The sequence below is a fragment of the Streptomyces sp. NPDC030183 genome (assembly GCF_055573455.1).
In genome coordinates, this window is the sequence record NZ_JBVIBK010000017.1 from 178,744 (window position 1) to 190,011 (window position 11,268).

The window sequence follows — 11,268 nt, forward strand, 5'->3', positions numbered from 1 at the left end:
GGCGCCCCCTCCGCGTAGGTGCGTACGCCCTACTGCCCGAGCAGCGCCCGTACCCGCTCCTGGCCCACCGCGAGGAGCAGCGTGGGCAGGCGGGGGCCGGTGTCGCGGCCGACGAGCAGGTGGTAGAGCAGCGCGAAGAACGACCGCTGGGCGGTCTTGATCTCCGGCGGGAGCTCCTTGGGCGTGGCGTCGGCGGAGAACCCGGCCTGGACCTTGGGCACGCCGTAGACGAGGTGGGTGAGCCCGTCGAGGGACCAGTGGTCGGCGAGTCCGTCGAGCAGCAGCCTGAGGGAGCCCTGGGCCTGCTCGTCGAGGGACTTCAGCAGCTCGGCGTCGGGTTCGTGGCGCACGATGGTCCGCTGGTCGGCGGGAACGTGCGTGTTGATCCACGCCTCGGCCTTGTCGAGCCGGGGCCGTACGTCGTCGAGGGAGGCGAGCGGGTCGGTGGGGTCCAGCTCGCTGAGGATGCGCAGGGTCTGGTCCTCGGCGCCCGCGGTGATGTCGGCGACGGACGCGAGGGTCCGGTACGGCATCGGGCGGGGCGTGCGGGGCAGCTCACCGGCGGCGGTGCGCACGGCACGGGAGTGGGCGGCGACGTCGGCCGGCAGGGCGGAGCCGTCGGCGACCTTGGCGTCGAGCTTGTCCCACTCGTCGTAGAGGCGCTGGATCTCCTGGTCGAAGGCGATCTTGAAGGACTGGTTGGGGCGGCGGCGGGCGTAGAGCCAGCGCAGCAGCTGCGGCTCCATGATCTTCAGCGCGTCGGCGGGGGTGGGCACGCCGCCCTTGGACGACGACATCTTGGCCATGCCGCTGATGCCGACGAAGGCGTACATGGGCCCGATGGGCTGCTTGCCGCCGAAGATCCCGACGATCTGCCCGCCGACCTGGAAGGAGGAGCCAGGCGACGAGTGGTCGACACCGCTCGGCTCGAACACGACGCCCTCGTACGCCCAGCGCATCGGCCAGTCGACCTTCCACACGAGCTTGCCGCGGTTGAACTCGTTCAGCGCGACGGTCTCGGAGAAGCCGCAGGCGGTGCAGGTGTACGCCAGCTCGGTGGTGTCGTCGTCGTAGGCGGTGACGGTGGTGAGGTCCTTCTCGCACTGCCCGCAGAAGGGCTTGTACGGGAAGTACCCGGCCGAGCCGGAGCTGCCGTCGTCCTCGGCGGCGGCGCCGGAGCCCTCCGCCGCCTCCAGCTCCGCCTCGTCCACGGGCTTCTGCGACTGCTGCTTCTTGGCCGGGTCCTTCTTCGTGCGGTACTGGGCGAGGATCGCGTCGATGTCGCCGCGGTGCTTCATGGCGTGCAGGATCTGCTCGCGGTACGCGCCCGAGGTGTACTGCTCGGTCTGGCTGATGCCGTCGAACTCGACGCCCAGCTCGGCGAGCGCGTCGATCATCGCGGCCTTGAAGTGCTCGGCCCAGTTGGGGTGGGCGGAGCCCTTGGGGGCCGGGACGGAGGTGAGCGGCTTGCCGATGTGCTCGGCCCAGGTGCCGTCGACGCCGTCGACGCCATGGGGAACCTTGCGGTAGCGGTCGTAGTCGTCCCAGGAGATCAGATGCCGGACCTGGTGACCGCGCCGGCGGATCTCGTCGGCGACGAGGTGCGGCGTCATCACCTCGCGCAGGTTGCCCAGGTGGATGGGGCCGGACGGGGAGAGCCCGGACGCGACGACGACCGGTTTGCCCGGGGCCCGACGCTCCGACTCCTCGATGACCTCATCCGCGAAACGGGAGACCCAGTCGGTGGTCTCGGTGCTCTGAGCCACGATCGGCACGTCCTCTTTTTCTGAGTGTTCTCCGGGGGCCGGCCGGTACGGTCCGGGCCGACGGGGCCCATTCTCCCAGCTCTGGCCATAACCACGAAACCGCGTTTCGAAGGGGGCCCGGGCACCTGGTGACTCGGGGGTGCGGGTTCGTCGGCGGCTGCGGGTGGTGTGTGGTTTCTCGCGCAGTTCCCCGCGCCCCTGAAGGCATGGACCTACGGCCCGGCCTTCAGCTGAAAAGCACGGGGCGCAGCCCCGGTCGCTTTTCAGGGGCGCGGGGAACTGCGCGAACAACCCCCACTCACCCGCACCCGCCGACGAACCCGCACCCCCGAGCTACAAGGCGCCCCTCCCCCACTCACCCAGAAAAACCCCTTTACCCCCCGTGGGATACTGAACGACATCCACCCGTACCCCGAGGAGAACGGCTCCCCTCTCATGGCCCCGGTCACGTCCCTCACCGCCTCCGTCCACCAGCGCCTCGCGACCGCCCTCTCGGCCACCCTGCCGGAGGCCCCCGCGGACCCGCTGCTGCGACGCAGCGACCGGGCTGACTTCCAGGCCAACGGCATCCTCGCGCTGGCGAAGAAGGCGAAGGCGAACCCCAGGGACCTCGCCACCCAGGTCGTCGCGCAGGTCGAGTCGGGCGTGACCAGCGATCTGATCAAGGAGATCGAGGTCTCGGGCCCCGGCTTCCTCAACATCACCCTCACCGACGCGGCGATCACCCGTAACCTCGCGGAGCGCTACGCGGACGAGGCCCGCCTCGGCGTGCCGCTCGCGGAGAACCCCGGTACGACGGTCATCGACTACGCCCAGCCGAACGTGGCGAAGGAGATGCACGTCGGTCACCTCCGCTCCGCGGTGATCGGCGACGCGGTCGTGCAGATCCTGGAGTTCACCGGCGAGAACGTGGTCCGCAGGCACCACATCGGCGACTGGGGCACCCAGTTCGGCATGCTGATCCAGTACCTGCTGGAGCACCCGCACGAGCTGGACCACAAGGCGGACAGCGAGGACACGGCGGTCTCCGGTGAGGAGGCCATGTCGAACCTGAACCGCCTGTACAAGGCGTCGCGGGCGCTGTTCGACTCCGACGAGGAGTTCAAGACGCGGGCCCGGCGCCGGGTGGTCGACCTCCAGGCGGGCGAGCCGGAGACGCTCGCGCTGTGGCAGCGGTTCGTGGACGAGTCGAAGATCTACTTCTACTCGGTCTTCGAGAAGCTGGACATGGAGATCCGCGACCCGGACATCGTCGGCGAGTCGGGGTACAACGACATGCTGGACGAGACGTGCCGGCTGCTGGAGGAGTCGGGTGTCGCGGTCCGCTCCGAGGGCGCGCTCTGTGTCTTCTTCGACGACATCAAGGGCCCGGAGGGCAACCCCGTCCCGCTGATCGTGCAGAAGTCGGACGGCGGCTACGGCTACGCGGCGACCGACCTGTCCGCGATCCGCGACCGGGTCTTCCACCAGAAGGCGAACACCCTGCTGTACGTCGTGGACGCCCGGCAGTCGCTGCACTTCAAGATGGTTTTCGAGACGGCCCGCCGGGCGGGCTGGCTGAACGACGACGTGAAGGCCCACCAGCTGGCGTTCGGCACGGTCCTCGGCAAGGACGGCAAGCCGTTCAAGACCCGTGAGGGCGAGACGGTCCGGCTGGAGGACCTCCTCGACGAGGCGGTGCAGCGGGCGACGGCCGTGGTCCGGGAGAAGGCCGAGAAGGTGGGCCTGTCCGAGGAGGAGATCGTCGAGAACGGCCGGTTCGTGGGCATCGGCGCGGTGAAGTACGCCGACCTGTCGACGTCCGCCGTACGGGACTACAAGTTCGACCTGGACCAGATGGTGTCGCTCAACGGCGACACGTCGGTGTACCTGCAGTACGCGTACGCCCGTATCCAGTCGATCCTGCGGAAGGCGGGCGGTACGCGTCCCGCCGCGCACCCGGAGCTGGAGCTGGCTCCGGCGGAGCGGGCGCTGGGTCTGCACCTGGACCAGTTCGGCGAGACGGTCGCGGAGGTCGCGCAGGGGTACGAGCCGCACAAGCTGGCCGCGTACCTCTACAAGCTGGCGACGCTGCTGACGACGTTCTACGACCAGTGCCAGGTGCTCTCCGCGGACAACGCGCCCGAGGTCGTGGAGAACCGGCTGTTCCTGGTCGACCTGACGGCCCGCACCCTGCACCGGGGCATGGGCCTCCTCGGCATCAGGACGCCCGGGCGTCTGTGACCTCGTCGGCCGTCGCTGCCGGCACCGGGCGCGGGTGTGCCCGGTGACGGCAGCGGTCCTGACAACGCCCTTGGCCCGGGGCAGCCGGTCGAATGCCTTCAGGAGCTTGGCCCAGGCGCTGCCGCCGTCCTTCTTCAGGAAGGCCCGGTAGTCCTGGACGGCTGCGCGACACCGTAAATTCCAGTCGAGTTGGCCGTAATCGTCTCTTGGGGCACTGCCCTATGGGACACGGCGGGGCGCGGCCCGCGAGTCGGCGGGGCGGCGGGGCCCTGCCCCCGGGCGGCCCGGGGGACCCGTTGTCAGTGTCCGGCCCTACAGTCGCGGCATGGCGACACTTCCCAACGCGCTGCCCGGGCTCGCGGCGGACCCGTCCGGCCGTTCCCTCGGGCTGGAGCGGCCCCTTCCGCCCGGCCGGCTGATCGACACGACCGACGAGGGCCCGTGGCACGAGCCGCTGCTGTGGTGCGCCGACGAGCCGGCCGCGCCCGGTGCCTGGGCGGCCGTGGGGTCCGCCCGCCGTACGGCCGGTCTCCTGCCGGTGCTGCTGGACGTCGGGGGCGGCCAGGGCGGCCCGGAGGAGTGGGAGCTGATGCCGGGCGAGATGTCCTACCCCGGGGACCACGACCCCGAGGAGGTCCTGGCCGACCTCTGGGACGCCTGCGCGCCGCACGACGGCACGACGGGGGACGGCACGACGGGCGACGGCGGCGAGGCGGGGACGGAGGAGTGGCCGGGCCTCGCGGAAGCCGGCCCGGACGACGGCCCCGACGCGGACGCCGACGGCCCCGACCCGGACGCCGTCGCCACCGGCGTCGCCGACGCGCTCCTGGCCGACCGCGCCCGGCTGAGGGATCCCCGGCTGGCGCTGGTCCCGGCCCGCCGCAGCGCCGACATCCCGGCGGCCGTCGGCTGGGGCGGCCCGCTGAACCACGAGAGCGACGTGGCCCGGCTGTGCGCCGTGCTGCGCTCCTGGGAGGACCGCTTCGGCATACGTGTCGTCGCCCTCGGCTTCGACCGCCTCGTCCTCTCGGTGCCCGCCCCGCCCACCACCGAGGCCGAGGCCCGGCACCTCGCCGCCGAGCACTTCGCCTTCTGCCCCGACAACATCCGGCAGGGCACGTCCGACGCGTCCCGTGACACGTACGCGAAGACACTGATCGGCGCGGACACCTGGACGTTCTGGTGGGACTGACGGCGCCCCGTGCTCTTCAGGGGCGCGGCGAACTGCGCGAGACAGCACGACGAACCCGCGCCCGCCAACGGAACACGGTCCCGCGCTATGGGGCGCCCAACCCCTCCCCCAGCCTCCGCAACCCTTCCCGGATCTCCCCCGGCGCCTGCGTCACGAAGCACAACCGCATCGTCGACCGATCAGCGACCCCCGCATAGAACGGCGCCCCCGGCACGTACGCGACGTCATGCCCGACCACCCGCGGCAGCAGCGCCGTCGTGTCGTACCCCGCCGGCAACCGCACCCAGAGGAACATGCCGCCCTCGGGCCGGTTCCAGGCGGAGCCCTCCGGCAGGGCGTCCGGCAGCCCCGCGAGCATCGCGTCACGGCGCTCGCGGTACGCCGCCGCGACCCGGCCCACATGGGCGTCGAGGTCCCGGTCGGCCAGATACCGCGCCGCGGCGAGCTGGTTGACGGTCGGGGTGTGCAGGTCGGCCGCCTGCTTGGCGACCGCGCAGGCCCGCCGCAGCGCGGCCGGCGCACGCAGCCAGCCCAGCCGCATGCCGGGCGCCATCACCTTGGAGAACGAGCCCAGCAGCACCGTACGGTCCTCGGCGCCCGGGCAGGACGCGATCCAGGGCACCCGCTCGCCCTCGAAGCGGAGTTCGCCGTACGGGTCGTCCTCGACGATCCACAGCCCGAGCCGGGCCGCGACGGAGGCGACGGCCGCCCGCCGCTCGGCGGGCAGGGTGCGCCCGGTGGGGTTCTGGAAGGTGGGCACGGTGTAGAAGAGCTTGGGCCGGGTCCGCGTCACCAGGTCCGCCAGCGCGTCGGGGTCGACGCCGTCCGCGTCGCCGGGCACGGCCAGCACCCGCGCCCCCGCGAGGCGGAACGCCTGGAGCGCGGCCAGGTAGCACGGGTCCTCGACCAGCACGACGTCCCCCGGTTCGAGGAGCGCGGTGGCGAGCAGCGACAGCGCCTGCTGCGAACCGGTGGTGACGAGCAGCCCGTCGGCGTCCGTCGGCAGCCCCCGGGCGCCGTACCGGGCGGCGAGCGCCTCACGGAGCACCGGCTCGCCCTCGGTCGTCGCGTACTGCAGCGCACGCCCGGGCGACCCGGCGAGCACGTCCCGGTAGGCCGCCGCCACCCCCTCGGTGTCGAAGAGCTCCGGCGCGGGCAGACCGCCCGCGAAGTTGACGACTTCGGGCCGTGAGGTGACGGCGAGGATGTCCCGTACGGGGGAACCGCCGACGGACATGACGCGCTCGGCGAGGGTCGGCACGGGCGCCCCGGCGGCCTCCGCCGCCCCGGCGCGCACTTCGCCCGGAACCCTCGAACCCCCGACAAATCCCACGTCGTTCGCGGCCCGCACAGCGTCCACAGCACCCACCCCACACCCGTAGTGGCATATTCAGGGCGGTTCACCCCCGCCCGGACCCCCACTCTAGAGAGATCCATGCCCCTTACATTTACCAATTCCGCGATGCGGACCCGGTCCCGCACCCCCTAGGCTGCGCCCATGCTGCCCAGCGTGGACACGAACGACGAACTGGAAGAAGTCGTCGGCGACGAGGCGCTGCTGCGACCGGCCGCCCAGGACCTGTGTGCCCAACTCGGCCTCGCAGGCGCGCGAATCGTGCGTTTCCCCGAGGGCTCGCTGCCGGTGTACGCGGTCGGCGACGCCCTCGTCCTGAAGCTCTATCCGGGCTTCGAAGCGTCGGAAGCCGTGAGAGAGGCCCGTCTGTTGTCCCATCTGTGGGGACAACTACCGATCCCCACACCTCGGTTGCACGCCGCCGACCAGTACAAGAACGGCTGGCGCTACGTCCTGATGTCCCGGCTGCCCGGCGACGACCTCAACGAGGCATGGCCGCGTGTCCCGAGGGCGGACCAGGAGCGGATCGTCGTGGAGACCGCCGAGTGCCTCGCCGCCCTGCACGCCCTGGACCCGGCCCCGGTGGCCGGCTTCGTCGGGCCGCCCGACTGGTCGCGGTTCCTGACCGGCCAGCGGGCTGCCGCGGTGGAGCAGCAGGCCGGCGGGGGCCTGTCGGAGCTGTGGCTCGAACAGATCCCCGACTTCCTGCGCTCCGTGACGCTTTCCGTCCCCGACCGGCCGGTGCTGCTCCACACGGAGTTGATGCGCGAGCACCTCACGGTCGACCCGCACGACGGCTGGCGCCTCACCGGCCTGTTCGACTTCGAGCCCGCCATGATCGGCGCGCCGGCGTACGACTTCGTCAGCGTCGGCCTGTTCCTGACCGGCGCCGACCCGGCACTCCTCAAGCTCTTCTACGAGGCGTACGGCCACCCCCCGTTCGACCCCCGGGAACTGATGGCGTACACCCTCCTGCACGTCTACAGCGACCTGAACTGGTATCTGCGCAGGCTCCCGGCCCCGCCCCGCAAGGACCTGGACGCACTCGCGGAAACCTGGTTCGGCACGGGCGGCTGAGCGGAGGGGACGCCGGCTCCCCCTTCCGGTGGCCGGGTACGGGCCTCGTCGCGGCTCAGCCGTCCTCGCCCAGCGTCGTCCCCTCCTTGACCCACTGCTTCCCGTTCAGCGGGTACTCGTAGGCCGGGCGCCCGTTGTTGCCGCTCGTGCGGAACGGTCGGCCGCCGTCGTTGACTGTCAGCGTGTCGCTGCGGGAGCCCGACGACCACTTGACCTCCAAGTACCAGCTGACGTCGTACACCGAGGCGTCGGCCTTGATGAAGTACACCTCCGGGTCGGACTCGCTGACGGAGTACGGGAAGTCCCTGCTCCCCGCCTCGGGCTTGACCAGGGGCCGCGCGGCGTCGAGGGCGACCGTGAAGGACCGGGTCGGCACGCCGGCGCCGCACCCGACACCGGGATACCCCATGACGTAGTCGTTCCAGGGCAGGGGCTGCCGTTTGGCGACCGTGCGGACCTGGACGCTGTTCACGACGACCGTCTCCTTGCCGGTGCCCTGGACGGTGAGCCTCAGGTACTGTTCGCCGGACGAGACCGCCCCCGTCCGCGCCACCCAGGACGCCGCGTCCTGCTCCGGCGGCGGCTCGGGGACGTCCGTGGGCGGCCGGTTCACCAGATACCGCTGGCCGCACGGGCTCTCCCAGAGGAACGGCTCCACCTTCACGGACAACGGCGGGTCGAGGGACGCGGAGTCACCGCCGCCCGTCCCGGCACCCGTCGGGGTGGCCGCACCGGCGGACGCCGGCGCCCCCTTCCCGTCGCCCTTCGCGCCCTTCTTCGCGCCCTTGCCGTCCGCCCCGCTCCCGGAGGGCGAGGGCGAGGCGTCGGACGGGGACGGGGAACCCGCCTCCGGCCCCGTGACGTCCCCGGCGGGCACATCCGCCCGGGACCGGCCGCCGCCCTTCGCCCCGGACTCGTCCGACGGCAGACTCACGGCGAGCGTGACGGCGCCCACCAGGGCGGCGACGGCCACTCCCGCGACGAGAGCGACCCGGGCACGCCGACGCGGACGCGGAGCCGTACCGGACGTCCGGGCACCCGGACCGCCTTCGACGACCACGTCCTCGGACAGGGCGAGCTGGGGCATCGCGGGCCCGGACATCACGGGCTCGGCCGCCACGGGCTCGAAAGGAACAGCCTCCGCGGCAGCCGACGTCCCGGACGGATCGACGGCACCCCCGGTCCCGGTCCCTGCCCCCGCCCCCGCGGGATCACCGCCGACCGCACGGACGTCGCCGCCCTTGCGCCCCCGCGTGGCGTCCGCGAGCACCCATCTGCGGTGCAGCTCGACCAGTTCCTCGGGCGTGGCCCGGCAGAGGCGGGCCAGCCGCTCCACGGGCGCGTAGTCCGTCGGTACGGCGTCCCCGTTGCAGTACCGGTGCAGCGTCGACGTACTCATGTGGAGCCGCTTGGCGAGCACCCCGTAGCTCAGCCCGGAGCGCTCCTTCAACTCCCGCAGCTGTTCCGCGAAACCAGCCGCCATGCCGTTCCCGGCACCGCTCCCCGACACCCTCTCTCCGCCCCCTCACATCACCGGCGTCCCGTTCCACGTTCCAGGGAAGGGATGTTCGCCCAGGTCACAGGCGCTGCGAGCGTTCCAGCGTCCCTGATCTCCCGCCGGATGTGGCGGCTGGGACGGATCACCCCGCAAGCTCTTGTCATCCAAACACGCCGCTCCCGAAAGTCCGGTCGAGCGGCGCGCGTTCGACCACTTGTTCTCAGCCTTCTCCACCGGCTTTGTCCGAAAGGGACTCCGTCATGCGTACGTACCGCTCCGCCCGCACCCTCCGCCCCTCCCGTCTGCTCGTCGCGGCCGGAGCGGCCCTCGCGGCCCTCTCCCTCACCGCGTGCGGCGACGGCACGGGCACGAAGGACGAGGGCGCCGCCCACTCCACGGTGTCGGCCGCCGACGGCTCGACGCGGACGGGCACGGACAAGGGCACGGACACCGGAACCGACTCCGGCACCAGCATCGGGAGCACCGGCCAGAGCAAGCCCGCCGTGAACCAGGCGTCGAAGAAGGGCGGCGACCCGTCCGACCCGGCGAACCGGGTCACCTGCAACGGCTCCAACACCGCCGTGACCATGAAGCCGGTCGCCCGCCCCCTCAACCACATGCTCATCACGGTCAAGAACACCGGCACGAAGGTCTGCGACCTGTACTACTACCCGACCGTCCGCTTCGACCAGGTCCAGTGGGCCCCGCGGGTCATGGAGGAGTCCCAGCCGCAGGCGGTCGTGACCCTCGCCCCCGGCGAGTCGGGCTACGCGGGCGTCCTGCTCTCCGCCGCCGACGGCAGCGGGGAGAACGGCACCACGGCCAAGAAGGCCACCGTCGGCTTCCAGGGCAGGGAGCCCGGCAGCAACGGCGGCGCCACCGCGTCCCCGTCCCTCCCCGCCAAGGGCGTCTACTACGACAGCACCCTGGCCGTCACGTACTGGCAGTCGACGATCGACGACGCCCTGATGTACTGACCGGACGCTCTCGAACGAGAAACGCCTCGACCGAGAAACGGCCCCGAACTCCGGACGGCCCCGAACGGCAGACGGCCCCGAACGCCGGACGGCCCCGGCCGACGCACACCGCGTCGCCCGGGGCCGCGCCCGCGCAAGGGATACAGCCGCTCAGCGCACCATCCGGGCGGCCTCGACGGCCCAGTAGGTGAGGATGTTCTGCGCGCCGGCCCGCTTGATGCCGGTCAGCGTCTCCAGAATGGCCCGCTCCCGGTCGATCCAGCCCTTCTCCGCGGCGGCCTCGACCATCGAGTACTCACCGGAGATCTGGTACGCGGCGACCGGCACGTCCACGGCGTCCGCGACCTTCGCCACGATGTCGAGGTAGGGCCCGGCCGGCTTCACCATCACCATGTCGGCGCCCTCCTCCAGGTCGAGGGCCAACTCCCGCAGCGACTCCCGGACGTTGGCGGGGTCCTGCTGGTAGGTCTTGCGGTCCCCCTGGAGCGAGGAGGCGACGGCCTCGCGGAAGGGCCCGTAGAACGCGGACGCGTACTTGGCGGTGTAGGCGAGGATCGCCACGTCCTCCCGCCCGATCTGGTCCAGCGCGTCACGGACGACGCCGATCTGGCCGTCCATCATGCCGCTGGGCCCGACCACGTGCGCACCGGCGTCGGCCTGCACCTGCGCCATCTCGGCGTACCGCTCCAGCGTGGCGTCGTTGTCGACGCGGCCCTCCGCGTCGAGCACACCGCAGTGCCCGTGGTCCGTGGTCTCGTCGAGACACAGGTCCGACATCACCAGCAGCTCGTCGCCGACCTCGGCGCGTACGTCGCGGAGCGCGACCTGGAGGATCCCGTCCGGGTCCGTCCCCGGCGTGCCCAGGGCGTCCTTCTTGGCGTCCTCCGGCACCCCGAACAGCATGATCCCGGAGACCCCGGCCTCGACAGCCTCCGCGGCGGCCTTCTTCAGGCTGTCGCGCGTGTGCTGCACGACCCCCGGCATCGCGGCGATCGGCACCGGCTCGCTGACACCCTCCCGCACGAAGGCGGGAAGGATGAAGTCCGCCGGATGCAGCCGCGTCTCCGCGACCATCCGGCGCATCACGGGCGAGGTGCGCAGCCGCCGCGGCCGCGTACCGGGAAAGGATCCGTACGTCGACATACCTCTACGCTACGCCCGCCCCGGCACCCCCTTTACCG

The 11,268-nt window shown here is 71.9% G+C and carries 8 protein-coding genes; 4 read left to right on the forward strand and 4 right to left on the reverse strand.

From position 1 onward, the window contains the following. Window positions 1-29: 29 nt before the first annotated feature. On the reverse strand, window positions 30-1,775 hold the full coding sequence (gene lysS / locus ACZ4Z2_RS21845; protein ID WP_468078289.1) for a lysine--tRNA ligase: 1,746 nt from the start codon (window positions 1,773-1,775) through the stop codon (window positions 30-32). A 426-nt stretch (window positions 1,776-2,201) separates the two neighbouring features. On the opposite strand from lysS, the gene argS reads away from it, so the two are divergent. Continuing rightward, window positions 2,202-3,989, forward strand: a complete 1,788-nt coding sequence (gene argS, locus ACZ4Z2_RS21850) for an arginine--tRNA ligase (protein ID WP_468078290.1) — start codon at window positions 2,202-2,204, stop codon at window positions 3,987-3,989. Between the two features lie 325 nt (window positions 3,990-4,314). Next, entirely contained in the window at window positions 4,315-5,181 is an 867-nt protein-coding gene (locus tag ACZ4Z2_RS21855) for a DUF4253 domain-containing protein (RefSeq protein ID WP_468078291.1), read from the forward strand. An 85-nt stretch (window positions 5,182-5,266) separates the two neighbouring features. Here ACZ4Z2_RS21855 and ACZ4Z2_RS21860 read toward each other — a convergent pair whose 3' ends face one another. Further along, window positions 5,267-6,418 carry an aminotransferase-like domain-containing protein gene (locus ACZ4Z2_RS21860; RefSeq protein WP_468078323.1) on the reverse strand — a complete coding sequence of 384 codons (1,152 nt, stop codon included), beginning with the start codon at window positions 6,416-6,418 and terminating at the stop codon, window positions 5,267-5,269. 261 nt (window positions 6,419-6,679) lie between these two features. Here ACZ4Z2_RS21860 and ACZ4Z2_RS21865 point away from each other — a divergent pair, with 261 nt between their 5' ends. After that, entirely contained in the window at window positions 6,680-7,612 is a 933-nt protein-coding gene (locus ACZ4Z2_RS21865) for a phosphotransferase family protein (RefSeq protein WP_468078292.1), read from the forward strand. A 55-nt stretch (window positions 7,613-7,667) separates the two neighbouring features. Here ACZ4Z2_RS21865 and ACZ4Z2_RS21870 read toward each other — a convergent pair whose 3' ends face one another. Continuing rightward, on the reverse strand, window positions 7,668-9,095 hold the full coding sequence (locus ACZ4Z2_RS21870) for a helix-turn-helix domain-containing protein (protein ID WP_468078293.1): 1,428 nt from the start codon (window positions 9,093-9,095) through the stop codon (window positions 7,668-7,670). A gap of 275 nt (window positions 9,096-9,370) precedes the next feature. Here ACZ4Z2_RS21870 and ACZ4Z2_RS21875 point away from each other — a divergent pair, with 275 nt between their 5' ends. Continuing rightward, a complete protein-coding gene (locus ACZ4Z2_RS21875) occupies window positions 9,371-10,087 on the forward strand; it encodes a DUF4232 domain-containing protein (protein ID WP_468078294.1) in 717 nt (238 codons plus the stop codon). Between the two features lie 150 nt (window positions 10,088-10,237). Here ACZ4Z2_RS21875 and hemB read toward each other — a convergent pair whose 3' ends face one another. Further along, complete coding sequence (gene hemB, locus ACZ4Z2_RS21880; protein ID WP_468078295.1) at window positions 10,238-11,230, reverse strand: porphobilinogen synthase; 993 nt, start codon at window positions 11,228-11,230, stop codon at window positions 10,238-10,240. Window positions 11,231-11,268 lie beyond the last annotated feature (38 nt).